At 65.5% G+C, this 23,677-nt stretch carries 21 protein-coding genes; 13 read left to right on the forward strand and 8 right to left on the reverse strand.

All coding sequences use genetic code 11. From position 1 onward, the window contains the following. Positions 1–393: 393 nt before the first annotated feature. Together recJ and AC3WUT_RS08615 are read right to left on the reverse strand one after the other, a co-directional pair. A complete protein-coding gene (gene recJ / locus AC3WUT_RS08610; RefSeq protein ID WP_492346674.1) occupies positions 394–2,103 on the reverse strand; it encodes a single-stranded-DNA-specific exonuclease RecJ in 1,710 nt (569 codons plus the stop codon). Next, a complete protein-coding gene (locus tag AC3WUT_RS08615; protein WP_492346675.1) occupies positions 2,100–3,086 on the reverse strand; it encodes a phosphoglycerate mutase in 987 nt (328 codons plus the stop codon). The genes recJ and AC3WUT_RS08615 overlap by 4 nt, the downstream gene beginning before the upstream one ends. Before the next feature lie 36 nt (positions 3,087–3,122). On the opposite strand from AC3WUT_RS08615, the gene AC3WUT_RS08620 reads away from it, so the two are divergent. From AC3WUT_RS08620 to AC3WUT_RS08630, 3 genes are read left to right on the forward strand one after another with little or no spacing between them, the layout of a single operon-like run. Further along, positions 3,123–4,379: a lipoprotein-releasing ABC transporter permease subunit gene (locus AC3WUT_RS08620; RefSeq protein ID WP_492346676.1), complete on the forward strand. Its 1,257-nt coding sequence runs from the start codon at positions 3,123–3,125 to the stop codon at positions 4,377–4,379. After that, a complete protein-coding gene (lolD, locus tag AC3WUT_RS08625; protein ID WP_492346677.1) occupies positions 4,372–5,097 on the forward strand; it encodes a lipoprotein-releasing ABC transporter ATP-binding protein LolD in 726 nt (241 codons plus the stop codon). Before AC3WUT_RS08620 ends, lolD begins: the two co-directional genes overlap by 8 nt. Further along, on the forward strand, positions 5,094–5,462 hold the full coding sequence (locus AC3WUT_RS08630; protein ID WP_492346678.1) for a hypothetical protein: 369 nt from the start codon (positions 5,094–5,096) through the stop codon (positions 5,460–5,462). Before lolD ends, AC3WUT_RS08630 begins: the two co-directional genes overlap by 4 nt. 514 nt (positions 5,463–5,976) lie before the next feature. On the opposite strand, the gene AC3WUT_RS08635 is transcribed toward AC3WUT_RS08630, so the two are convergent. The 6 genes from AC3WUT_RS08635 to AC3WUT_RS08660 form a co-directional block, all read right to left on the reverse strand. After that, positions 5,977–6,504: a hypothetical protein gene (locus tag AC3WUT_RS08635; RefSeq protein ID WP_492346679.1), complete on the reverse strand. Its 528-nt coding sequence runs from the start codon at positions 6,502–6,504 to the stop codon at positions 5,977–5,979. Between the two features lie 239 nt (positions 6,505–6,743). Beyond that, positions 6,744–7,703, reverse strand: a complete 960-nt coding sequence (locus tag AC3WUT_RS08640) for a chemotaxis protein (RefSeq protein WP_492346680.1) — start codon at positions 7,701–7,703, stop codon at positions 6,744–6,746. A gap of 127 nt (positions 7,704–7,830) precedes the next feature. Next, positions 7,831–8,865, reverse strand: coding sequence for a VWA domain-containing protein (locus tag AC3WUT_RS08645; protein WP_492346681.1), 1,035 nt, complete (start codon positions 8,863–8,865; stop codon positions 7,831–7,833). Then, a complete protein-coding gene (locus AC3WUT_RS08650) occupies positions 8,862–9,869 on the reverse strand; it encodes a DUF58 domain-containing protein (RefSeq protein ID WP_492346682.1) in 1,008 nt (335 codons plus the stop codon). The genes AC3WUT_RS08645 and AC3WUT_RS08650 overlap by 4 nt, the downstream gene beginning before the upstream one ends. Then, positions 9,841–10,869 (reverse strand): AAA family ATPase, encoded by a 1,029-nt coding sequence (locus AC3WUT_RS08655; protein ID WP_492346683.1) that lies wholly within the window; start codon positions 10,867–10,869, stop codon positions 9,841–9,843. Before AC3WUT_RS08655 ends, AC3WUT_RS08650 begins: the two co-directional genes overlap by 29 nt. A 29-nt stretch (positions 10,870–10,898) precedes the next feature. Beyond that, on the reverse strand, positions 10,899–11,897 hold the full coding sequence (locus AC3WUT_RS08660; protein ID WP_492346684.1) for a S1C family serine protease: 999 nt from the start codon (positions 11,895–11,897) through the stop codon (positions 10,899–10,901). Positions 11,898–12,039: 142 nt separating this feature from the next. On the opposite strand from AC3WUT_RS08660, the gene AC3WUT_RS08665 reads away from it, so the two are divergent. The 10 genes from AC3WUT_RS08665 (at position 12,040) to AC3WUT_RS08710 (ending at position 23,644) form a co-directional block, all read left to right on the forward strand. Continuing rightward, the gene (locus tag AC3WUT_RS08665; protein WP_492346685.1) at positions 12,040–12,891 is read left to right on the forward strand and encodes a TatD family hydrolase; all 852 of its coding nucleotides are present in this window, start codon (positions 12,040–12,042) and stop codon (positions 12,889–12,891) included. Next, positions 12,888–13,385, forward strand: a complete 498-nt coding sequence (locus AC3WUT_RS08670) for a DNA-deoxyinosine glycosylase (protein ID WP_492346686.1) — start codon at positions 12,888–12,890, stop codon at positions 13,383–13,385. Before AC3WUT_RS08665 ends, AC3WUT_RS08670 begins: the two co-directional genes overlap by 4 nt. A 72-nt stretch (positions 13,386–13,457) precedes the next feature. After that, complete coding sequence (locus AC3WUT_RS08675; RefSeq protein ID WP_492346687.1) at positions 13,458–14,240, forward strand: class I SAM-dependent methyltransferase; 783 nt, start codon at positions 13,458–13,460, stop codon at positions 14,238–14,240. 172 nt (positions 14,241–14,412) lie between these two features. Continuing rightward, entirely contained in the window at positions 14,413–16,245 is a 1,833-nt protein-coding gene (gene tfpB / locus AC3WUT_RS08680; RefSeq protein ID WP_492346688.1) for a type IV pilus assembly ATPase TfpB, read from the forward strand. Between the two features lie 270 nt (positions 16,246–16,515). After that, positions 16,516–17,004 (forward strand): tripartite tricarboxylate transporter TctB family protein, encoded by a 489-nt coding sequence (locus tag AC3WUT_RS08685; RefSeq protein WP_492346689.1) that lies wholly within the window; start codon positions 16,516–16,518, stop codon positions 17,002–17,004. Positions 17,005–17,023: 19 nt separating this feature from the next. After that, positions 17,024–18,535, forward strand: coding sequence for a tripartite tricarboxylate transporter permease (locus AC3WUT_RS08690; protein WP_492346690.1), 1,512 nt, complete (start codon positions 17,024–17,026; stop codon positions 18,533–18,535). Positions 18,536–18,701: 166 nt separating this feature from the next. After that, entirely contained in the window at positions 18,702–20,003 is a 1,302-nt protein-coding gene (locus AC3WUT_RS08695) for a DUF3422 family protein (RefSeq protein WP_492346691.1), read from the forward strand. A gap of 46 nt (positions 20,004–20,049) precedes the next feature. Beyond that, positions 20,050–21,027 (forward strand): Bug family tripartite tricarboxylate transporter substrate binding protein, encoded by a 978-nt coding sequence (locus AC3WUT_RS08700; RefSeq protein ID WP_492346692.1) that lies wholly within the window; start codon positions 20,050–20,052, stop codon positions 21,025–21,027. Positions 21,028–21,265: 238 nt separating this feature from the next. After that, entirely contained in the window at positions 21,266–22,909 is a 1,644-nt protein-coding gene (locus tag AC3WUT_RS08705; RefSeq protein ID WP_492346693.1) for an ABC transporter substrate-binding protein, read from the forward strand. A 15-nt stretch (positions 22,910–22,924) separates the two neighbouring features. Beyond that, on the forward strand, positions 22,925–23,644 hold the full coding sequence (locus AC3WUT_RS08710) for a GntR family transcriptional regulator (RefSeq protein WP_492346694.1): 720 nt from the start codon (positions 22,925–22,927) through the stop codon (positions 23,642–23,644). The last annotated feature ends 33 nt before the right edge of the window (positions 23,645–23,677 follow it).

Here is a 23,677-nt window from a genome sequence, read left to right on the forward strand (position 1 = left end):
TTCCCGTGTGAAAGTAGGTCATCGTCAGGCTCTTACAGCCCTCAAAACCCCCTCCAGGAAACTGGCGGGGGTTTTGTCTTTGGGGCTGCAGAATACGCTACTGCAGCTCCTGGGCCAACGCTTGCCGCTGTCCTCTCCGATCACAGCCTCAGCGCCTGCGCGTACCCCGTCAGCTCCACGTACCCTCGGCCCAGCAGACGACCTTCTGGGGCGAACGTGCATCAATTGGCTCGCCCCGCAGCCAATCCTGGTGCCATTAGGTATTCATGGTCAATGCAACTGGTGTGGCCTCTTTATCCTGCCTGTGATGTGGAGCGCTGATCTCGCTCCATGCAGGCCACCCAGCTATGGCGCAGGCCTGTTGAGGCTGAATGAGCCCGAGACGCGACGCAGTCAGAACTCCGCGCCTTCGACCAGAAAGCGAACCCTGCGAACGCCTTGCCATTCATCGGCGTCCAGCCGAAACGCGAGCTTGACTCGTTTGGGCAATGGCTCGGTATGCCCAAACCAAATGCCATCCACGGCATCACCTTGGTGCTTCAATTTCAGGGCCAGGTGCTTCTCCCCCACCAGCCTTTGTGACACCACCTCCAGTTCTTCGCTGAAAGTAGGGGGTGCAAATCCTTGACCCCATACTTCACGGTGCAAGGTGTCGACGACATCGGTGCGGCGGTATTCCGGCGCCAGCGGGCCATCGGTATCCAGGCGGCGAGTCAAGGTGGCTGCGTCAAGCCATTCATCTGCCACTTGGGCCAGCGCTTGTGAAAAGGTGTCGAAGTGGGATCGGGGGATTGAGCACCCGGCCGCCATTGCATGGCCGCCAAATTTCAACAAGACACCAGGGTGACGTTTGGCCACCAAATCCAGTGCGTCGCGCAAGTGAAAGCCGGGGATCGACCGCCCTGATCCCTTGAGTTCGTGCTCCCGGCCTGGCGCCGCGCTCGCCGCAAACACGAACGTTGGGCGATGCAGTTTGTCTTTGATGCGAGAGGCCACGATGCCCACCACGCCTTCGTGGAAGTCGGGGTCGAACACGCTGATGGCTGGAGGGGCGGCCTGGCCTTCTTCAAAAAGAGTTTCAGCGATTGCGAAGGCCTGTTCACGCATGCCGCCCTCGATGTCACGTCTCTCGCGGTTGATGCTATCGAGCAATTTCGCCAGTTCGTCGGCTCGACCGGCGTTGTCTGTCACCAGGCATTCGATGCCAACCGTCATATCGGATAGCCTGCCCGCCGCATTGATGCGGGGGCCCAGTGCAAATCCGAAATCAAAGGTTGTTGCTTTGCGCGCATCACGCACTGCGGCGCGAAACAAGGCCTCGACGCCCGCTGGCATGACCCCTGCACGAATCCGCTTGAGACCTTGGGCGACCAATCGCCGGTTGTTTTCGTCCAACTTGACCACATCGGCCACGGTGCCGAGCGCCACAAGGGGGAGCAGGTCATCCAGTTTGGGTTGAGGATGCTCCACATACGCGCCACGGCGGCGGAGTTCAGCTCGCAAGGCCAACAGCACATAAAACATGACGCCAACACCCGCCATGGATTTGCTGCCGAAGTCGCATCCGGGCTGGTTTGGATTGACGATGACATGGGCATCCGGCGTTTCGGCGGCCGGCAGGTGATGGTCGGTGATCAAGACCTGAAGCCCTAGCTCTCGGGCGCGGGCGACGCCTTCCATGCTGGCAATCCCGTTGTCGACCGTGATCAGCACATCGGCGCTCATGGCCTTCACCCGCTCCGCAATCGGCGCGGTCAGGCCATAACCATCAATGACCCGGTCGGGCACCAGGTAATCCACGCGTTGCGCCCCCAAAGCACGCAAGCCACGCAGGGCTACCGCACAAGCGGTGGCGCCGTCACAGTCGTAATCGGCCACGATGCACAGGCTCATGTTCGCTGCGATGGCGTCAGCCAGAAGTTGTGCGGCCTCTTGAGCCCCTTTGAGGGTATGCGGCGGCAGCAGATGGGCCAGCCCATCGTCCAGTTCTTCCTTGTTCTGCACACCCCGGGCCGCATAAAGGCGTGCCAAAAGTGGGTGGATGCCGGCTTGCTCCAGGGCCCAGCAGGCGCGAGGAGGGATATCTCGTTCGAGTATTTTCATAGTGACTCCAGCGCCTGCCTGAATGCAGTTTTGCCTTGCCAGCGAGCTGCCAACCTGGACAGCAGACCATTGCGCGGGCCATGCCAGCTTTGCAGAGCCAGCTCGCCGCACAGCGTCAGTTCTATCGGTATACCCTGGCTTGCGATGCGGAGGCATTGGGCCATCGGTCCGGCGTCCAATTGCCTCCAGGCGTCTGTCCAGGCGTTCCAGTCCCCTGCCAGCGCGGGCCTGCGCAAGTCATCCAATACCTGTGGCGCAGCCTGCGGCGCCTGCCATCCCTGGGGCAGGGCGCCACAGCCACTGATCCAGAAGGAGTTGATGCTTGGCGCACCTTGCGCCTGGCGTGCCTCGCTGAACGCGTGCGTGTACAGCAGCATCTGGGTTTCTGTTTGCAAGCGCCTCAGCAGGTTTGCAGAGGGGCCCTGAGGCATCCAGGCGTCAATCGAGCGTCCGATCACCCGATCCAGGCTGGGCGCATGCAACTTTCGAAAAACTTCACCACAGGCCAACCACCGTTCTGGGCTCTGGTAGTGCAGTTCGATGCCGTCGTCTTTGAAAAACGGCGCCAAGATGTCAAGCAGGGCACGTGACTCGGCCTCGCCCAGCCCCAAGGCCTGCGGGTCGCTCATGGCGATGTGGCTGCTCCCAACCTGCCAATGACAAGGGGTGATCCAGCTCCAGGCATGTTCCATGGTGGCTGGCCCCAGCCACTGCAGGGCGTCCCAGGCGGCCCACGGTGTGGGCGCTGCATCCAGCGAGGAGCCTTCGGGCAAGCCCATCGCCTGGGCCAAGGCCCATTCATGAGGCAGTGTGGGGCTGTCTTCACTTGGAGCGTGGCGGGTGCCTGGGCTCAGCAGTCGGCTCAACTGATAGAGGTTGGGTAACTCCCTGGGGCCAAGCGCCTGTTGGGCGCCTTCGGCGGAGCAATGCGCATAGGGCACGATGAGCCGCACCATACGGCTAGCGATATTCTGTTCTGACATGGGGTGTATTGTCCGGGATGCCACAATCTCGGCTCCATGCAAATCCCTTACGAATTGGCCTTGGGCTGGCGATACACCCGCGCCGGCCGTGCCACACGGCGCAACGGCTTCATCTCATTCATCTCCGGGGTCTCCATGCTGGGCATTGCGCTGGGCGTGGCGGCCCTGATCATTGTCCTGTCGGTCATGAACGGTTTCCAGAAGGAAGTCCGTGACCGCATGCTCAGCGTGGTGGCACACATCGAGATCTTCACCCCCCAGGGTGACGCGCTGCCCGATCCGTCGCTGACGCTCCAGGAGGCGAGACGCCATCCTGAGGTGCTGGGCGCAGCACCCTTCATCGCTGTGCAGGCCTTGCTCGCCCGGGGCGACACCATGAAAGGGGCCATCGTGCGCGGCATCGACCCCGCGCGTGAACCGGAAGTCGCGGACATGGACTCCGCCCTCAAGCAAGACGTGCTGCAACGCCTGGTGCCTGGGCAATTCGGCATCGTGCTTGGCGCCGACCTGGCCCGCAGCTTGGGCGTGCGCACAGGCGATCCGGTGACCTTGATCGCCCCCTCAGGCCAGGTCACGCCCGCGGGTGTGGTGCCCCGCCTCAAACAGATGACCGTGGTCGGCACCTTCGACTCCGGTCACTATGAGTACGACTCCACCCTGGCCATGTTGCACATGGAAGATGCCCAGCGCATCTTTCGCCTGGAGGGGCCCACCGGCATTCGCCTTCGCATTCGCGATCTTCACCAGGCCCGCGAGGTGGCCCAGCAACTGGCCGGCAGCCTGAGTGGGGATCTGCTGATCAGCGATTGGACGCGCCAGAACAAGAGCTGGTTCGCGGCCGTTCAGCTTGAAAAACGCATGATGTTCATCATCCTGACCCTGATCGTGGCCGTGGCCGCCTTCAACCTGGTCAGCACCCTGGTCATGACCGTCACCGACAAGCGCGCCGACATCGCCATCTTGCGCACGCTGGGCGCCAGTCCGGCCAGCATCATGGGCATCTTTGTCGTGCAGGGCGCGATGGTGGGTGTGATCGGCACCTTGGCGGGGCTGGTGCTGGGCCTGGCCATTGCCTGCAACATTGATGTGATCGTACCGGCCATCGAGCAAGCCTTCCACGCCAGCTTTTTGCCCAAGGACATCTATCTCATCAGCCGCATGCCCAGTGACCCGCAGCAGGGCGACATCCTGCCCATTACCCTGATCTCACTGCTGCTGGCATTTGTGGCCACCCTCTATCCCAGTTGGCGTGCCAGCCGGGTCAACCCTGCCGAGGCCCTGCGATATGAGTGATCCAACCCTCTCCAACACCGTGCTGCAAGCCCGGGGCCTGAGCAAGCGTTTCACCGAAGGCCGGCTGGATGTGACGGTGCTGCAAGGCGTGGACCTCAGCATCCGCGCTGGCGACACCGTGGCCATCGTCGGCGCGTCCGGTTCGGGCAAAAGCACGCTGTTGCACTTGCTGGGCGGGCTCGATGCGCCCAGCGCCGGTGAGGTCAGCCTCATGGGCCAACCCCTGTCGCAACTCGACCCTGCCACCCAGGGGCGATTGCGTAACCGGCACCTGGGCTTTGTTTACCAGTTCCACCACTTGCTGCCTGAGTTCAGCGCGCTGGACAACGTGGCCATGCCCCTGCGCATCCGCCGTGAAGCCGCAGCCGTCTCCTCCGAGGCGGCGCGCCGCATGCTTGAGGCGGTGGGGTTGGCCGATCGCTTGCACCACCGACCGGCGGAGCTTTCTGGCGGCGAGAGACAGCGCGTGGCCATCGCCCGCGCCCTCGTAGCCCAACCCGCCTGCGTGCTGGCGGACGAACCCACAGGCAACCTTGACCGGGGTACGGCCGAGCAGGTGTTCCAGTTGATGCTGCAGTTGGCCCGCGATCAGGGCACCGCCTTTGTCATGGTCACCCACGACGAAACCCTGGCGGCACGCTGTGCCCGCCAAATGCGCCTGGTTCGGGGTCGCCTGGCCGAGGAGCGCATGGGCCAGGCCACCGAGGTGCCCGCATGACGCTGGACTGGTTGGATTTCGATTGCAGCGAAGACACCGATGAAGAGGGTACCTTCGACGCCATGGCATCGGTCTGGCCCGAGCAATTGCCCCTGGTACTGGCCGAGATCGCCGCAGTGCTGAAATGGGCGCGAGACCACTTTGGCCCTGAAAGGCCTCTGGACCATGGCGGTGACTGGGACGTGGATCTGCAGGCCTGGTGCGAGACCCAGCCCGTGCACAGCCTGACCGTGAACCTTCACACCCCAGGACTGGTGGTTTCAGAAGAGGCACCCGGTGAAGAGCGGGTGCGTCGCACCGTCACCCTTTCACTCTGTGGCAGCGTCACCTTCGCTGAGGCCATGCGCGAGCGATTCGCACTTTAAGCCGCATCGCAACTGCCGCTGGTCACGGGTCATGGGTGCGAGCGCCGTGGGCCAGGGTGAGTTTGACCCGGTCCGGTACGGAACCTCAGGCGGCTGCGGACAGGGCGTCGGGCCCGCCATGGGCGCTCACAGACGGCGCTGCTGGCGACGGTTCGTTCACCTCTTGGCCTTGAACCTGGTTGGCTGAGGCTTGAACGCGGTGGCTGACCGTGACCACGGAAGGCGCCTGTCGGATCAGTGGGGCATGCAGGTTGATAGGAGCATCAGGCCGGATACGAAGTCTCAGAATATTCATGGCATTGACCGTGGGGCCTGCTTCACCCGTCACCCCCGGGTGAGCGCGGTCATGACGCAGAAACACGTGCCTCCATGGTCTGCTCTTCGCCTACGCGGGATCTTCTGAAAAGAGGGGTAATCACCCCGCATTTCGGGGCGTCAAAGCTGCCGACCGGCTTGATGCCTGTCATGCTTATCGACCGTTGCACGTGGGGCTTGACCTCTTTTTCTCAGACCGTCACTGGCAATCCACATTCACCAGCGAGAGCTTGCCCGCGACAATGTTGCCGCTGCCATTGCTCACGCTGCACTTGCCTTGCAGCGGTTGCTGAGCCACCACCACCTGATAAGGTGTCCCTGCGGGCAGTGAGTTCTTGAATTGGAAGAAGCCGTTCTGCGCCAGCAACAGTGACAGGCCGTTGGTGCTCAGCGTCACGCTGGTGCCCGCTTGCAGCCCGGCCAGGGTGCCGCCCAGCGAAAGGCCGGTATCGCAGGCCACTTTCACGGCAAACACCCCATCGCCTCGGCTGTTCACCTTGCCACTGCCACTGCTCACACTGCAGTTCACGCCGGCAGGCTGGGTGAGAACGCTGACGTTGTAGCGTTCGTCAGCCTTCAGTCGCGTGTCAAAGCGGAATTCACCGTTGCGCGTCAGCGTCAGATCGTCGTCGGCATTGTTTTGCAGCACAAGTTGCTGGCCACTGGGCAGCCCGCTCAGCGTGCCACCAATCGGGGCGTCGGAGCCCAGATCATTGCAGGCGCTCAAGAGAGCGCTGCTCAAAAGGCAAAGGCCCCACAAGGGCCAGACATGTTTTTTTGCAGATTTTTTTGCGGGGGGCATGGGCCAAGTCCTCAGTGTCGGTGAGAGCCCGCGCCAGGATGGGCGTGGGGCGGCTGTTGTGGCAGCCGCGACAAGGTAGATACCAACCCCCGGTAACCTGGGTCAGATCGGCAAGATTCAAACAGTCTGATGCAAGGGTGCGACCGTTGGCCCTTTCGTGAGGGTCAGCGGCTCATCACGGAGCGCAACACCTGGGCCAGTTCGGCCGGGGCAAACTTGGCCACATAGGCATCGGCGCCCACGCTCTTCACGTGATCCTCGTTGGTCGTGCCTGACAGCGAGGAGTGGATCACCACCGGCAGCCCGCTGAAACGCACGTCTTGCTTGATGTTTCGCGTCAGGGTGAAGCCGTCCATCTCGGGCATCTCCAGGTCAGTCAGCACCAGGGCCACCTTGTCGCGGATCGTCAGGCCTTCCTTGCGCGCATCGGCCTCGATGCGTTGCAGCGTCTCCCAGGCCTCTTTGCCGCTGCGGGTCATCACAAAGGGGGCTCCCATGGCTTCGAGGCTCTTTTCCATCAGCGTGCGGGCCATGGGCGAGTCGTCGGCTGCCAGCACCACGCTGCCAGGGCGCAGGTTGAGCGAGGGGCCAATGGTGCCCGGGTTCACTTCCTGATCGGGGGTGGGGCTGACGCGACGCTGGATGGCTTCCACATCCAGCACCTGCACCAGGCGGGTGTTGTCCACATCGCCGTCCAGGCGGGCAATGCTGGTCACCATGCCCGAGGCCGCGTTGCCCTCGGCCGCCAGCACCTGCGTCCAGTCCAGGCGCACGATCTCTTCCACCGCTTCCACCGCAAACGCGATGGTGTGGCGTGCAAACTCGGCCACCAGCATGATGTTCAAACCGGTCACCGGCTGGCATCCCACGATGAACGGAAGGTCGATCACCTGGATCACCTGGCCGCGCAGGTTCACCACCCCGAGCACACCCTTGGCGGCCCCGATGATGGCGGTGATCTTGGGCATCTCCACGATCTCTCTGACCTTGAACACGTTGATGCCAAACAGCTCAGACCTGTCCCCATGAGCATCCTTGCCCAGGCGGAACAACAGCAGTTCAAATTTGTTGGTGCTGGTCAGGTTGGTGCGCTCGTCGATCTCTCGTTGGGCTTCTGAGGTCATGGCGGATTCCACTTGTGACAAAGAAAAACACAGTCTAGCCCCAACTTCGCGCTATGGGGCGTCAGAGTGGGGCCTGGCACCGGTTTCGCAGTGCGGCTTGCGTTGCCTCAGTCAGGAACAGTGGGTTTCAAGCCACGCGGCCGAACCAGCTTAAGGACAAACCCGAGGCCAGCAAGACCAGTGCCGCCGCTGCCAGGGCCAGCAAGGCACTGATCTCGGTCTCGTGGGTTTCCAGGGCCAGCCGTGAGCCCAGGGTTTCGTAGACCTGATGCAGGGCCTCGGCCGAAGCCGCATGAAAGTACTCGCCCTGGGTGCGCGCTGCCACCGCCTTCAGCGTCTCCTCGTCCAGTCGCACCCGCATTGACCAGCCTTCAAATCCCACGGTATCGCCATCCACCGTCCCCACCCCCACGGTGTATACGCGCACCCCGCGCTCTGCGGCCAGGCGGGCGGCCTCCAGGGGATCGACCCCCGTGGTCCTCTGGCCGTCCGTCAACATGATGATTGCCGCCGTGGTGTAAGAGCCTGCGGGTACAGGCTGCCAGGGCTGTGGTCTGGTGGCCTCCGGGCTGCCCAGTGGGGCTGCGGTGATGGTGCCGGCCCCCCAATGGGCCAAATCGATGCCGGCCTGGGGAAACAAAGTGGCCAGCGCCACCACCAAGCCATTGCCGGTGGCCGTGCCCCGTTGCAGTTGAAAGCCATCGATCGCCTGAAACAAGTCCTCGTGGTTGCGGGTCGGGGCCTGGGCCAGCTGGGCGCTGCCGGCAAAGGCCACGATGCCCACGCGCACGGGCCTTGGCAGGCTGCGGATGAAGGCCTTGGCCGCCTCCTGGGCCGCCACCAGCCGGTTGGGTTTGACGTCGGTGGCGCGCATGCTGCCCGACACATCCATCACCAGCAACAGGGTCTGTTGTTCGCTGGGCAGGCTGATCCGCGCCACCGGACGGGCGGCGGCCAGCAGCAACAAACCCCAGGCCAGCAAGAGCAGGGCGGGTGGCAAGTGCCGCCGCCAGCGCCGGCCCGGCCCCATGGCCTGTTGCAGCAGGCCCAGCCCCGGGTAGAGGGTGGCTGCACGCCGGCGGCGCAGCAGCAACACGTAAGCCGCCACGGCCACCGGGCACAAGGCCAGCAGCCACAGCATCTGGGGCCACAGAAAGCTCATGTGGGGGCCTCCGCCTGAGGCCATCGGTTCTGAGGTCTGGGGGCCTCGGCAGGCAGGCCTCTGCGCAAGCGCACAAAGCGCCGCAACTCGGCCGCCCAATCAGCGGCCGTGCTCAACGCCAGGGCGTCGACCCCGGCGCGGCCAAAAGCCTCGCGCAGGCGCACACCGCGTTCTGCCGCGGCCTGGGCAAAGCGCTCGCGCAGGGCACGGTCGTGGCTGTCCACCCACAAGGCCATGCCGCTTTCAGGGTCCCGCAGGTGCAGCAGGCCCAGATCCGGCAGCACCTGCTCCAGTGGGTCCAGCAGCTGCAGGGCCACCACATCGTGCTTTTGGGCCAGGCGTCCCAGAGGGCGCTCCCAGTCGATCTGCTCCTGGAAATCGCTCAGCACCAGCACCGTGCTCCGCCGGTGCAGCGTGGCGCCGGCCCGGTGCAGCGCTCGGGCCAGGGCCTGGGAGCGCGTTGCAGCGCTGGCGGGTGGGCCTGCAGGGCGGCGGCTGTCCGGCCCCTGATCCAAGGCATGGCGCAACTGCGCGGCCCCCTGGCGTCCGCCCAGAGCGCGAGGGCTTTGTCGCAGGCCCTGAGGGCCGAACTCATTGAAAGTCAGTGTGCCCACCCGGTGGCCGTGCTCCAGCCAGGTCAGGGCCAAACCCCAGATCAGGTCTTGCGCCAGGCGGGCTTTGCTGTGGCGGCCCGAGCCGAAATGCATGGAGCGGCTCTGGTCCAGCACAAACCACGCGCTCATGTCGCGCTCTTCGTGGAACAGGCGCACGTGGGGGGTGTGCAGGCGGGCCGTGGCGTTCCAGTCGATGTGCCGTACCTCGTCGTGCGGCTGGTATTCGCGCAGGTCCGCCAGATCCAGGCCGCTGCCGCGCAGCAGGCTGAGATACGGCCCGGGCCGCCAGCCCTGCAGCCGCTTGAGCGCAGGCCAGTCCAGCTTCATCTGGGCTGGCCGGGGCCCGAAGGGCGCAGCCGTGTCAGATCGATCCAGGGCGTGGGTCGTCATGCTGCAGGGCTCGGGGTGGCGGGCTGATGCGGCCCATCAGCCGGTTGATCAGGCTGTCGGGGCTGTGCCCCTCGGCCAGGGCTTCATAGGACAAGGTCAGCCGGTGGCGCAGCACTTCGGGTGCCAGGTCCGTCAGGTCTTCAGGCAGTGCGTAGCGCCGTCCACGCATCAGCGCCAGTGCCCGTGCGCCCTCGGCCAGCGCGATCGTGGCCCGGGGGCTGGCCCCGGCGTTCAGCCACCCCTGCAGCTCGGGCAGACCGTGTTGTGCCGGCTGCCGTGTGGCCGACACCAGTCGCACGGCGTACTGCAGCAAAGCCGGGTCCAGATACACCTGCCGGCAGCAGGCTTGCAACGCGACCAGGGCCTCCATGCTGGCGACTGGCCGCACGGCCACCGGCGGGGCGATCGCCCGCTGAACGATCGCCAGCTCCTCCTCGTCGCTCGGATAGCCGATGTGCACCTTCATCATGAACCGGTCCAACTGGGCCTCGGGCAGGGGGTAAGTGCCCTCGGTCTCGATCGGGTTCTGGGTGGCCATCACCAGAAAGGGGCTGGGCACCCGGTGGGTTTCGCCGGCCAGGGTCACCTGGCGCTCTTGCATCACCTCCAGCAGTGCACTTTGCACCTTGGCCGGCGCGCGGTTGATCTCATCGGCCAGCAGCAGGTGGGTGAACACGGGGCCCAGGGCGGTGCTGAATTCCCCGTTGCGCGGGTTGAACAGACGTGTGCCCACCAGGTCGGCTGGCATCAGGTCAGGCGTGAACTGGATGCGCTTGAACTGGCCATGCAGTGTCTGCGCCAGTGTCTTCACCGTGAGGGTCTTGGCCAGCCCGGGCACGCCCTCCACCAGCAAGTGCCCCTGCGCCAGCAGCGCCACCATCACGCGCTCCAGAAACCGGTCCTGCCCGACCACCACGCGCTTGATCTCGTAGAGGATCTGCTCCATCAGGGCGGCGGTGTCGGCGCCGGGGGCGGTCTGCGTTGGGGGCGGGGCATCCATGGGCGGGTTCCTTGTTCTGGCAGGGGGCTTCAGAAAGGGGGCATGCCGGCCGCCGTGGCGGCGCTCTCGATCGGGACGGCAAAGCCGATGCCGATGAAGGTTTTGGCCGCACCGGGGTTGAGGATGGCCGTCACGATGCCCACCACCTCACCTTGGGCCGTGAACAAGGGCCCACCTGAGTTGCCCGGGTTGGCTGCCGCATCGAACTGAATCATGTGGTTCAGTGTCTGGCGTCCCTGAGGCGAATCAAATTCGCGGTCCAGCCCCGACACCACGCCTGCGGACACCGATGGCCCGATGCCGTACGGAAAGCCGATCACCCCCACGGTGTCGCCCGGGTGCAGGCTGCCGCTGCTGGCCAGGGTGGCGGCCACCAGGTCATCGGGCACGCGGCTGGCCTGCAGCACCGCCAGATCCTGCGCGGGTCGGGTGGCCACCAGGGTGGCGCTGGCGCGCAAGCCATCGCTGAACACCAGGCCGATGCGTTCGGCCCCTTTGACCACATGCAGGTTGGTCAGGATCAGGCCGCTGTCCACCAGCACCACGCCGGTGCCGACGCTGGTCTCATGCCCTTCGCGTTCTTCACGGCCTCGCGTATTGCCTTGGTGGGCGGGGCGTTCGGCCCGTTCGTGGCCAAAACCCACGACCCGAACCACCGAGGGCGCCACCCGCTCTGCGGCCAGTGCCACGGCTGAACGCAGCGGCTGGGTTTCGAGGCTGTGCCGCACCGCGGCATCGATGTCCTGCTGCGTCAATGGGCGAGGCCGGGGTGCCAGTTGCCAGCCCAGCAACAGGCCGGCAAACAGCAGGGCGGCGGCGCTGATCCAGGCCGGCGCCCGGGTGCGCCAATGGGCTTGTCGCGCAGGGGCGGATGGGGTGGCTGGGTTGGCGGGGGGGTCTGGGTGTTGTGCGGTCGTATCGGTGGCCTGGGGGGCCTGGCTCGAAGGCTCTTGTGGAGAGGGTGGCGCGTCGACCGGCACGGGCTCCCGGGCCGTGGCGGCGGCGGGAGGGCGGGGTGGGATGTACAAGGCGGGCCTGCGCATGGGGTCACCTGTGTCCTGGGGCATGGGCACGGTGCCGACGCCTGGGCAAAACCTTAGCATGGTTTGCCGTCGGCTGCACGGCCCGGGGAGGCCGTGCAGCCCTGGCGCTTCAGGCATCATCGGGTCCATGTTGTTCTGGCTAGACACCCATTGCCACCTTGACGCCCCCGAACTGGCCGCCGATGTCGACCAGGTGCGCCAGCAGGCCCGGGCCGCCGGGGTCGGGCACTGCGTGCTGCCGGCGGTCGAGGTGGCCCATTTCGAGGCGGTGCGCTGCCTGGCCCACCGGCACGGCGACAGCTATGCCCTGGGCATCCACCCCCTTTACACCCCACGGGCGGCCGACTCTGACCTGGACCGCCTGGCCCAGGCCCTGCAGGTCGCGCAGGCCGACCCGCGCCTGGTGGCCGTGGGCGAGATCGGCCTGGACGGCTTTGTGCCGGGCCTGGACATGGCGCGCCAGCAGCATTTCTACCGGGCTCAGTTGCGCCTGGCGCGGCAGTTCGATCTGCCGGTGATCCTGCACGTGCGCCGGTCGGCAGACGCACTGCTGGCCGCCCTGCGCTCGATCGGGGGGCCCGGTGCGGGGGCCTGGCGGGGCATTGCCCATGCCTTCAATGGCAGCTTCCAGCAAGCCGAGGCCTTTGTTCACCTGGGCTTCAAGCTGGGCTTCGGCGGGGCGCTCACCTACGACCGGGCGTTGCAACTGAGACGCCTGGCCACCGAACTGCCGCTGGATTCGCTGGTGCTGGAGACAGACGCGCCCGACATTCCGCCGCACTGGCTGTACCGCACGGCGGCCGAGCGTGCGGCCGGCCTGCCGCAGGGCCGCAATACGCCGGCCGAACTGCCCCGCATCGCGGAGGTGCTGGCCGGCCTGCGGGGCCTGCCCCTGGCCGAACTGGCCGCGGCCACCACGCGCAATGCCTGCTCGGCCTTGCCCCGACTCGAAGCCCTGCTGGCCGGGGCCGCGCCATGAGCGAGCGCCTCACAGGCCTGCCCCCGGTGCTGGGGCCAGAAACCCGCCTGCTGGTGCTGGGAAGTTTTCCGGGTGCCCGCTCACTGGCCCAGCAGCAGTATTACGGGCACCCGCAAAACCAGTTCTGGAAGATCCTGTCCACTTTGTGGCAATGCGACCTGGTCGCACTGGATTACCCCGATCGGCTGCAGCAACTGCAGCGGCGCGGCCTGGGGCTGTGGGATGTTTATGCCTCGTGTGAACGCGAAGGCAGCCTGGACAGCGCCATCCGCAAGCCCTTGGTCAATGACCTGGCCAGCCTGCGTCTGCGTTGCCCTTGCCTGTGCGCCATCGCCCACAACGGCGGCGAAAGCTACCGCCATGCCCGGCACACCCTGGCGCTGGGGCTGCCGGTGTGGCGCCTGCCGTCCACCAGCCCGGCCAATGCGTCCCAGACCCTGGCGCACAAGCTGGCCGCCTGGCGCGAGGCCTTCGAGTCGGCCGGTCTGCTCTGAGTGCCGGCTGCCGGCGCTTCATGTGCTGGGCGGGCCTGCTACAGTGCTGCACCGTTTTTCACCCGCACAGCCATGGCCCGCAGCAAATCCACCCCCACCCCCGTCGAACTGCCCGAAGTCAATTTCTCGGACTGGGACGGTGTGCGCAGTCTGCACCTGGGCACCGAATGGATCCAGGGCACCATGCTCATGGACGCTCCGTACGACATCGAACTGGAGTACGTGCAACGCATGATGGCCTGGCTGCTGTTCACCGACCCGGCCCGCCTGACGCGCTTCCATGCCATGCAACTGGGCCTGGGCGCCGGCACGCTGACCAAGTTCTGCCGCAAAAAGCTCAAGGTCACCACCACGGCCATCGAACTCAACCCTCAGGTGTTGCATGCCTGCCGCGGCTGGTTCAAGCTGCCGCCCGACGACAGCAAGCTGCGCGTGGTGATCGCCGACGCCGCCGAGGAGATCCGCAACCCCATGTGGCACGGCGTGGTCGATGCCCTTCAGGTCGACCTGTATGACCATGAGGCCGCCGCTCCGGTCCTTGACAGCGCCGAGTTCTATGCCGATTGCCGTCAGTTGCTCAGCGAAGACGCCTGCATGACCGTGAACCTGTTCGGTCGCTCCTCCAGCTACGAGCGCAGCGTCGAGAAAATGGTCGAGGCCTTTGGGGCTGACGCCATCTGGGCCTTCAAGCCCACCCGCGAAGGCAACACCGTGGTGCTGGCCCAGCGCACGCCGTCGCGCCCCAAGCGCGAAGTCTTGCTGGAGCGCGCCGAGCTGATCCAGAGCCGCTGGGGCCTGCCGGCCACCAAGTGGCTGCGCGTGTTCAAGCCGCTGGTGTCACGCCGCTCTGCCTGAGTGTCTTGGCCTGGGCCTGGCACCTGCCGGTGCAGGCCCGCGACAACGCCTTTGCAAAGGCTTCGAATCAGCTTGGTGAACCGGTGCCGTGCCAGGGCCCGCGTGGCCGCCGGGCGCGTTATGCTGGCGGTTGCGCCGCCAAACCTGGCGGAATCACCGGAACCCAGCCGTCATGAGTGCCACCGCGCCCCCTTCCGCCAGCGCCACCCCACCTTCCAACGTCCCCCCGTCCGCCGGCCTCACCATTCCCTACATCGGTCTGCTCGACTGGCGGCGGGTGGTCGATTGGCTGCGGGCCGACGGCGTGATCTCGGCCGAGCAGGCCGAGCGCACCGTGGCACGCTGTTCGCAGGCTGAAAGCGCACAGCATCCTCTGGTGCGTCTGGCCAGCGTGGCCATGCTTAGGGCCTCCAACGGCCGGCCGTTGGACCTGGAGGAGCTCACCCAGTACATCGCCGGGCGCGCCGGGGTTGAGTACCTTCGCATCGATCCCCTGCGCGTCGACGTGGGCAAGGTGGCCGAGACCATGAGCGCCGCCTACGCCGAGCGCCACCGCGTGCTGCCGGTGCAGATCACTGCCAGCGAGGTGGTCGTGGCCACGGCCGAGCCCTTTGTGACCGATTGGATCAGCGAAGTCGAACGCCAGTCCCGGCGCCGGGTTCGGCGTGTGGTGGCCAACCCGCTGGAGATTCACCGCTACACCGCCGAGTTTTTCGCCTTGGCCAAATCGGTGCGTGCCGCGCAGAAGGCGGGGGCCAGCAACAACGCGGCGAGCTTCGAGCAACTGGTCGAACTCGGCCGCAGCAACAAGCAGCTTGATGCCAACGATCAGGGCGTGGTGCGGGTGGTCGACTGGCTGTGGCAATACGCCTTCGACCAGCGTGCCAGCGACATCCACCTGGAACCCCGGCGCGAGCAGGGCGTGATCCGCTTTCGCATCGATGGCGTGCTGCACTCCGTCTACCAGATGCCCATGGGCGTTCTCAACGCCATGGTGGCTCGCGTCAAGCTGCTCGGTCGCATGGACGTGGTCGAGCGCCGGCGCCCGCAGGACGGTCGCATCAAGACCCGCAACCCGCGGGGTGATGAGGTGGAAATGCGCCTGTCCACCCTGCCCACCGCCTTCGGCGAGAAGATGGTGATGCGCATCTTCGACCCTGACACCGCGGTCAAAGACCTGGACGCCCTGGGCTTTTCGGCCCACGACGCCCAACGCTGGGAGCAGCTCACGCGCCGGCCTTACGGCATCATCTTGGTGACCGGGCCCACGGGTTCGGGCAAGACCACCACGCTGTATTCCACGCTCAAGCGGATGGCCACCGACGAGGTCAATGTCTGCACCGTTGAAGACCCGATCGAAATGATCGAGCCTGCCTTCAACCAGACCCAGGTGCAGCCCCAGCTCGACTTCAGCTTTGCCGAGGGCCTGCGCTCGCTCATGCGGCAAGACCCGGACATCATCATGGTGGGCGAAATCCGTGACCTGGAGACCGCCGACATGGCGGTCCAGGCGGCCCTCACCGGCCACCTGGTGTTTTCCACCCTGCACACCAATGACGCGCCCTCGGCCATCACCCGGCTCATGGAGCTGGGCGTGCCGCCCTACCTGCTCAACGCCACGGTGCTGGGGGTGCTGGCCCAGCGCCTGGTGCGCACCTTGTGCCGCCAGTGCAAGGTGCCCGACGAGGCCTTCAGCGCCGAGACCCTGGCCGACTTCGTCAAGCCCTGGAAAATCAATGCCAGCGGTGGCTACCGCCCCTACAAGCCCGTGGGTTGCGTGGACTGTCGCATGACGGGATTCATGGGGCGCATGGGCCTGTACGAACTGCTCTCCATCAGCGAAGCCTTCAAGGATCGCGTCAACCGCGAGCCCAGCCTGGATGCGCTGCGCCGCCAGGGCGTCAGCGATGGCATGCGGCCGCTGCGCCTGGCCGGAGCGCTGCGCGTGGCCGAAGGCCTGACCACGCTCGAAGAAGTGCTCAGCACCACCCCCCCTCTGGATTGAGGGTCCGGTCGGGGCCATGACCGCCCCCCACAAGCCTGCGCATCGCGCTCTGCTACTCCCTGGTAGCAGGGTTTTCCTTTGTTTGGATGGGGTGTTGTGGTGGCGCTTGTTTAGTCAATTTGGGTTTTCCCTTGGATTTGTACTTTTCTGGGCTGCCGCTGCTCCAGATTTGCGCTGCGTCAGTGACTTGGTAGGTGATATCCACATCTGACAGCTTCGTGAAAGCCACCACAATCGCCCAGTCGAAAAATTCTTTCGAGGAGATACTTCGTGAAAATCAAAAGTCAAAAAGACTTTTTTTCCGGCCTCATGTTCATGGGGGTCGGTGTCGCGTTCGCATGGGGTGCCACGACTTACAGCGTGGGGTCTGGTGCGCGCATGGGTCCTGGGTACTTTCCCCTCATGCTGGGCATCCTGCTGGCTTTGATCGGATCTGTCATCACCTTCAAGGCGATGGTGGTCGAGACCGAAGGTGGCGACAAGATCGGTGCCTGGGCCTGGAAGCCCCTGTTCTTCATCCTGGCCGCCAACTTCGTGTTCGGCATCCTGCTCGGCGGTCTGCCCAGCATTGGTTTGCCGGCCATGGGCATGATCCTCGGCATCTACGCCCTGGTCATCATCTCCAGCCTGGCGGGCAATGAGTTCAGCCTCAAGGGTGTGCTCGGTCTGTCCACCATCCTGGCGATTGGCAGCTACCTGGCTTTCGTGGTCCTGCTCAAGCTGCAGTTCCCGGTGTGGCCCAGCTTCATCACCGGCTGAGCATTGAGGAGTACAAAAAATGGATTTGATGAATAACCTGGCGCTCGGTTTTGGCGTTGCCTTCACGGGCCAAAACCTGATCTACGCTTTCGTCGGCTGTCTGCTGGGCACCCTGATCGGTGTGCTGCCTGGCATCGGCCCCGTGGCGACCATCGCCATGCTGCTGCCCGCCACCTACGCGCTGCCCCCGGTGGCTGCGCTGATCATGCTGGCCGGCATTTACTACGGTGCTCAATACGGTGGCTCCACCACCGCGATTCTGGTCAACCTGCCGGGCGAATCCTCGTCGGTGGTGACCGTGATCGACGGCTACCAGATGGCTCGCAAGGGCCGTGCGGGGCCGGCGCTGGCTGCGGCGGGCCTGGGCTCGTTCTTTGCCGGTTGCGTGGGCACCTTGATCCTGGCCGCCTTCGCGCCGCCGCTGACCGAAGTTGCCTTCAAGTTCGGCCCGGCCGAATACTTCTCGCTGATGATCCTGGGCCTGATCGGCGCCGTGGTGCTGGCCTCGGGCTCTTTGCTCAAGGCGGTGGCCATGATCGTGCTGGGCCTGTTGATGGGTCTGGTCGGTACCGACGTGAACTCGGGCGTGGCCCGCTTCAGCTTCGACATCCCTGAATTGACCGACGGCATCGGCTTCGTGGCCATCGCCATGGGTGTGTTCGGCTACGGCGAAATCATCACCAACCTCGCCCAGTCGGACGAAGACCGTGAAGTGTTCACCGCCAAGGTCGAAGGCCTGTTCCCGAACAAGGAAGACTTCCGGAACATGATCCCGGCTGTGCTGCGTGGCACGGCGCTGGGTTCTGCCCTGGGCATCCTGCCCGGCGGCGGTGCGCTGCTGGCTGCTTTTGCCGCCTACACCATCGAGAAGAAGACCAAGCTGCGCCCGGGTGAAGTGCCCTTCGGCCAAGGCAACATCCGCGGTGTGGCAGCCCCTGAGGCCGCCAACAATGCCGGTGCACAAACCTCCTTCATCCCGCTGCTGACGCTGGGCATCCCGCCCAACGCCGTGATGGCGCTGATGGTGGGTGCCATGACCATCCACAACATCCAGCCGGGCCCGCAGGTGATGACCAGCAACCCCGAACTGTTCTGGGGCCTGATTGCCTCGATGTGGATCGGCAACGCCATGCTGATCATCTTGAACCTGCCGCTGATCGGCATCTGGATCAAGCTGTTGACCGTGCCTTACCGTTGGTTGTTCCCCTCCATCGTGCTGTTCTGCGCGATCGGCGTGTACTCCACCAACAACAACACTTTCGACATCTGGATGGTGGGCGGCTTCGGCTTCATCGGCTACCTGTTCAACAAGCTGGGTGTGGAGCCTGCCCCCTTGCTGCTGGGCTTCATCCTGGGCCCGATGATGGAAGAAAACCTGCGCCGTGCGCTGCTGCTGTCGCGTGGCGACTGGAGCGTGTTCGTGACCCGTCCGTTGTCGGCTGGTCTGCTGGCCGCTGCCCTGCTGCTGCTGATCATCGTGCTGTTGCCTGCGGTCAAGAACAAGCGCGAGGAAGCCTTCGTCGAAGACTGACCCCGGCTGCTTCGGCGAGCCCGCCTTTGGCGGCTCCCGGGCCCCAAGTTCAAACGGCACCTTCGGGTGCCGTTTTTTCTGGGCGGGGCGGATCGTGGAAGGCCAGCCTTTGGCATGCGTCACAATGCCGGCTGTCCCGGCCGGGCCGGCCAACCCTGAGAGACGCATGAAGCTGCCCTTTCCCATTTCGCAACATCCCCAGCGCGTGGCGCTGCACAACGAGATCCACGCTCGCCCGCCGGAGGCTTTGCAGGCACCGCTGGTGATCTCGCACCTGGTCATGGCCTGTGATGCCCGCGAACGCGAGGCCAGCCGTGAGCACTTGGCGGCCCTGCTGCGCAACCACCACCAGGCCTTGCCCGACGCCAGTACCACCCACTTGCGCACCGATCTGGGCCCCTGGCGGTTGCGCTGGGAGCTGCACACCGAATTTGTCAGCTGGAGCTTCAGCCGCAGCCTGGAGCTGGCCGATCTGGACCGCACCGAGCCTCCCACGGCGGTCGGGCTGGCGCCGCAGGAGTGGCTGGCTGGCTTGCCTGGGCGTTCTTTCTGTGCCGTGCACCTGATCGTGCAACCCGCCTCGGCGGGCGACCCCGAGGAGCGGGTGCGCCGCTTATTCCATGAGGATTCGCTGGTGGCCTCTCAGGTGGCCGATGGGCATGGCGAGGTCTATACCGACTTTGCGATCCACCCTGACGGCTTTTCGCGCATGCTGCTGCTGGCCGGCAGTCTGTCGCCGCGCCGCTTGGGTCGCCTGGTGCAGCGCTTGTTGGAGATCGAGACCTACCGCATGGCGGCCCTGCTGGGCCTGCCGGTGGCCCGTGAGGCAGGGGCTGCCTTGTCGGTGGTCGACCGCGAACTGGCCGCCCTGGCCGAATCGATCCGGGTGGCAGCCCGCCAGGACGAGCCTGAACTGCTGGACCGCCTGACCCGCCTGGCCGGCCAGGTGGAGAGCCAGTACGCGCTCACCCACAGCCGCTTTTCGGCCAGTGCCGCGTATTTCGAGTTGGTCGACAAGCGCATCCAGGACATCGCCGAATCACGGCTGGCGGGCATGCAGACCATTGGCGAATTCATGGAGCGCCGCCTGACCCCGGCCCGCAGCACCTGCGAATGGGCCGCACGCCGTCAGGATGCGCTGTCACAGCGGGTTTCGCGCATCAGCAACCTGTTGCGCACCCGGGTCGAGATCGAGCAGCAACAAAGCAGCCAGGACCTGCTCACCACCATGAATCAGCGGCAGGGCCTGCAGCTCAAGCTGCAGTCCACGGTGGAGGGCTTGTCGGTGGCCGCCATCAGCTACTACATCGTCGGTCTGCTGGGCTACGTGGCCAAGGGCGCCACCAAGGTGGGCTGGCCCTGGAGCGTGGAGTCCACCACCGCGCTGGCCATTCCCGTGGTGTTGCTGGCAGTATGGTGGTCGCTGCGGCGGCTGCACCACCGCATCGTGGGCAGCGACGGCCATTGAGTCGGACCGCCTCGGGCCGGGTTCATCATTCCATCGGGAGCTTTTCTTGCAACGACGACACCTGATCGGCCAGGCGGCAGCCCTGGCCACCACTGGTTTGGGCGCTTCGGGCGCCTGGGCTCAGACGGGCTATCCCCACAAGCCGGTGCGCCTGGTGGTGCCTTTTCCGGCCGGCGGTGCCACCGATCTTTTTGCCCGGGCCCTGTCGCAGAAACTCGGTGAGCGCCTGGGCGGCTCGCTGGTGATCGAGAACCGCCCCGGCGCAGGCGGTGCGATCGGCTCAGATCTGGTCGCCAAGGCGGCCCCCGACGGCTACACCCTGTTGCTGGCCACCTCCAGCACGCACTCGATCGGCCCTGCCCTGGGGGCCCGCCTGCCTTATGACACGGTGCGTGATTTCACGCCCATCGCGCAGGTCGGCAACGCGCCCAGCGTGATGCTGGTGCCCAACAGCTCTCCCGCCCGCAACATCAAAGAGTGGATCGAACTGGCGCGCAAGAACCCGGGCAAGCTCAACTACGCCTCCAGCGGCAACGGCACCATCGTGCAGCTCACCACCGAGTTGTTCAAGGCGCAGGCCGGGCTGTTCATCGTGCACATTCCCTACAAAGGCACTGCCCTGGCGATCCCTGACCTGGTCAGCGGCAAGCTCGACGTGTTGTTTGATTCCTTGCCCACCGGCATGCCCCATGTGCGTGACGGTCGCCTGCGTGCGCTGGGCATCACCACGCTCAAACGCAGCCCTTTGGCACCCGAGCTGCCGCCGATTGCCGACGTGCTCCCTGGGTACGAGTCCACGACCTGGTTTGGTCTGTACGGCCCCAAGGGCCTGCCGGCCGACCTGCTGCAACGGATCAACGCCGCAGCCGCTCAGACCCTGGCCGACCCCGAGGTCAAGGACAAGCTGCAACGCATGGGCATCGAGGCCGTCACCGGTTCACCGCAACAGTTGGCCGCCATGGTGGCGGCTGACACCGCCAAGTGGAAGAAGATCATCGTCGAGCGACGCATCAGCACCGATTGAGGTCGATCCAGCGCCAGGGCCGTGCAGGGTCCGCCGCCGGCATCGCCTGAATCCGGTGCATGCACCGCGGGGGTGACCCGGTCTGCGGCCGGTGCAGCGACGCCGGTTTGGCAATCGGCGTACAAATGCCCTGCAAGCCGCTTGCCGCCGGCTTGTTTCAAATACATGGGCGGGCTGGGCCGGCCTGGCACGGTGCATGCTGAACCTCCGCATTCCCAACACTTGAGGAGTGCCTTCCATGCCATCCGCATCCCCTGCCGGCCGTCCCCATGTCTGGGCGCGCTGGCGCCGTCTGGCCGTGAACACCGCCGTGGCCTTGAGCGCAGGCAGCGCGTGTTTCGGGTCATGGGCTGAAACCGTGGTCCGTTACGGCATGTCGATGGCCGACATTCCGCTCACCACCGGCCAGCCTGACCGTGGGGCCGGGGCCTATCAGTTCACCGGGCACACCCTGTATGACCCGCTGATTGCCTGGGAGGCCAACATCGGCAGCCGACCAGGCAAGCTGATCCCTGGCCTGGCCACCGAATGGAAGGTCGATGCCAAGGACTCTCGCAAATGGGTTTTCACCTTGCGCCGGGGTGTCAAGTTTCACGATGGCTCCGAGTTCAACGCCGACGCGGTGGTCTGGAACCTCGACAAGGTGCTCAGCGACAAATCGCCTCAATACGATGCCAAGCAGGCCGCGCAGGTGCGCCCGCGCATCCCCTCGGTGGCCAGTTGGCGCAAGGTGGGTGACTACGCGGTCGAAATCACCACCAAGGACGTGGATGCCCTGTTCCCCTACCAGTTGCCCTGGTTCCTGATTGGCAGCCCCACGCAATGGGACAAACTGGGCCGCGACTGGAACAAGGTGGCCAGTCAGCCCTCGGGCACCGGTCCGTTCCGTCTCGACAAACTGGTGCCGCGTGAACGCGCCGAGCTGGTGCGCAACCCGGGCTACTGGGACAAGACCCGCTTGGCCCATGCCGACCGCATCGTGCTGATGCCCATCCCCGACGCACTGACCCGCGCCAACGCCCTCATCAACGGCCAGGTCGACGTCATCGAAACGCCGCCGCCCGATGCGCTGGACCAGCTCCGGAAGGGGGGCTTCAAGGTGGTGAGCAATGTCACCCCCCACGTCTGGCCCTACCACTTCAGCACCTACCCCGGCTCGCCCTGGGGCGATGTGCGTGTGCGCAAGGCCGTCAACCTGGCGATCGACCGCGAGGCCATCGTGCAACTGCTCAACGGCCAGGCTTCGGTGGCCCGGGGGCAACTCGACCCCAGCAGCCCCTGGTTCGGCAAACCTCACTTCGACATCAAGTACGACCTGCCGCAGGCCCGTGCTCTCATGGCTCAGGCCGGCTATGGCAAGAACCGGCCGCTCAAGGCCAAGGTCATCATTGCGCAGGGGGGCAGCGGGCAGATGCTGTCGCTGCCCATGAACGAGTTCATCCAGCAAAGCCTGGCCGAAATCGGGGTACAGATCGAGTTCGAGGTGGTCGAACTGGAGAACCTCTACCTGCACTGGCGCAGCGGTGCCAAGGCCGACATGAACGCCGGCAAGGGCATCAGCGCCATCAACCTGGGTTATGTCACGGCCGACCCGTTCTATGCCCTGACGCGCTTCATGGACAGCCGTTACATCGCGCCCAACGGCGTCAACTGGGGCGGCCTGAATGATCCGCAGGTGGACGCCACGATCGACAAGATCCGTACCACGTTTGACACCAAGACGCAGGACAAGCTATTGGCCTCCCTGCATGAGACCCTGGTCGACCAGGCCCTGATGCTGTGGGTGGTACACGACACCAATCCGCATGCCCACTCGCCCAGGATCAAGCACTTTGTGCAGGCCCAGCACTGGTTCCAGGACCTCACCACCATCGGCTACTGAGCCGGGCTTCACGCCATGTCTGAAGCCTTGCCCGAGGCCCGCACCGAGCCGGTGGCCGCCTTGTCCGGCGTGCCGCGTGGGCGCCTGGCTGAACAGGTCTTCCGGCGGCTGGCCGATGACATCGTGCTCGGCCACTTGCAACCGGGCCAGCACCTGGACGAACAGGCCATGGCCGCGCGCTACCAGGTCTCGCGCACCCCGGTGCGGGAAGCCCTCAAACAGTTGGTGGCCACCGGCCTGGCCGATTACCGACCCAACCGCGGTTCCATGGTGCGCCGGCTGGACGCGGCCGAGCTGGACCTGATGTTCGAGGCCATCGCCGAACTGGAGTCGGCCTGCGCACGGTATGCCGCCCTGCGCATGGACGAGGCGCAACGCCAGGCCCTGGCCGAGGCCCATGCCCAGGGACGCCTGGCCATGCAGGCTCACGACATGGAAGCCTACGATCAGGCCAATCTGCGGTTGCACCAGCTGGTGCTTGAGGGGGCCCACAACGCCCACCTGACCGAGGCCGCGCGCGCCTTGCGCACCCGGGTCAAGCCCTTTCGGCGCGGCCAGTTCACCCGCTTCGATCGCCTGGTGCAGTCGTACGAGGAGCACAGCCGCGTGGTGGAGGCCATCCTCGCGCACGACGCGCTGGCCGCCCACCGCGAAATGCGTGCCCACCTGCAGGCGGCACGCCAGGCCACGCGCCTGCTGGCGCCGCAGTGGCGCGATCCCCCGTCAGCGGCATGAACCCTCCGGCGGTGCGATAATTTTTGACTGCCC

The organism is Curvibacter sp. EU05-FHT14A10, from assembly GCF_058791075.1.

Excerpts from the sequence above, each read along its gene's own strand:
- tfpB (WP_492346688.1), top strand. The coding sequence starts at position 14,413 with ATGAGTGCCACCGCGCCCCCTTCCGCCAGCGCCACCCCACCTTCCAAC.
- AC3WUT_RS08675 (WP_492346687.1), top strand. The coding sequence starts at position 13,458 with ATGGCCCGCAGCAAATCCACCCCCACCCCCGTCGAACTGCCCGAAGTC.
- AC3WUT_RS08655 (WP_492346683.1), bottom strand. The coding sequence starts at position 10,869 with ATGGATGCCCCGCCCCCAACGCAGACCGCCCCCGGCGCCGACACCGCC.
- AC3WUT_RS08695 (WP_492346691.1), top strand. The coding sequence starts at position 18,702 with ATGAAGCTGCCCTTTCCCATTTCGCAACATCCCCAGCGCGTGGCGCTG.
- recJ (WP_492346674.1), bottom strand. The coding sequence starts at position 2,103 with ATGAAAATACTCGAACGAGATATCCCTCCTCGCGCCTGCTGGGCCCTG.
- AC3WUT_RS08640 (WP_492346680.1), bottom strand. The coding sequence starts at position 7,703 with ATGACCTCAGAAGCCCAACGAGAGATCGACGAGCGCACCAACCTGACC.
- AC3WUT_RS08670 (WP_492346686.1), top strand. The coding sequence starts at position 12,888 with ATGAGCGAGCGCCTCACAGGCCTGCCCCCGGTGCTGGGGCCAGAAACC.
- AC3WUT_RS08705 (WP_492346693.1), top strand. The coding sequence starts at position 21,266 with ATGCCATCCGCATCCCCTGCCGGCCGTCCCCATGTCTGGGCGCGCTGG.
- AC3WUT_RS08665 (WP_492346685.1), top strand. The coding sequence starts at position 12,040 with ATGTTGTTCTGGCTAGACACCCATTGCCACCTTGACGCCCCCGAACTG.
- AC3WUT_RS08710 (WP_492346694.1), top strand. The coding sequence starts at position 22,925 with ATGTCTGAAGCCTTGCCCGAGGCCCGCACCGAGCCGGTGGCCGCCTTG.
- AC3WUT_RS08620 (WP_492346676.1), top strand. The coding sequence starts at position 3,123 with ATGCAAATCCCTTACGAATTGGCCTTGGGCTGGCGATACACCCGCGCC.
- AC3WUT_RS08630 (WP_492346678.1), top strand. The coding sequence starts at position 5,094 with ATGACGCTGGACTGGTTGGATTTCGATTGCAGCGAAGACACCGATGAA.
- lolD (WP_492346677.1), top strand. The coding sequence starts at position 4,372 with ATGAGTGATCCAACCCTCTCCAACACCGTGCTGCAAGCCCGGGGCCTG.
- AC3WUT_RS08615 (WP_492346675.1), bottom strand. The coding sequence starts at position 3,086 with ATGTCAGAACAGAATATCGCTAGCCGTATGGTGCGGCTCATCGTGCCC.
- AC3WUT_RS08690 (WP_492346690.1), top strand. The coding sequence starts at position 17,024 with ATGGATTTGATGAATAACCTGGCGCTCGGTTTTGGCGTTGCCTTCACG.
- AC3WUT_RS08645 (WP_492346681.1), bottom strand. The coding sequence starts at position 8,865 with ATGAGCTTTCTGTGGCCCCAGATGCTGTGGCTGCTGGCCTTGTGCCCG.
- AC3WUT_RS08650 (WP_492346682.1), bottom strand. The coding sequence starts at position 9,869 with ATGACGACCCACGCCCTGGATCGATCTGACACGGCTGCGCCCTTCGGG.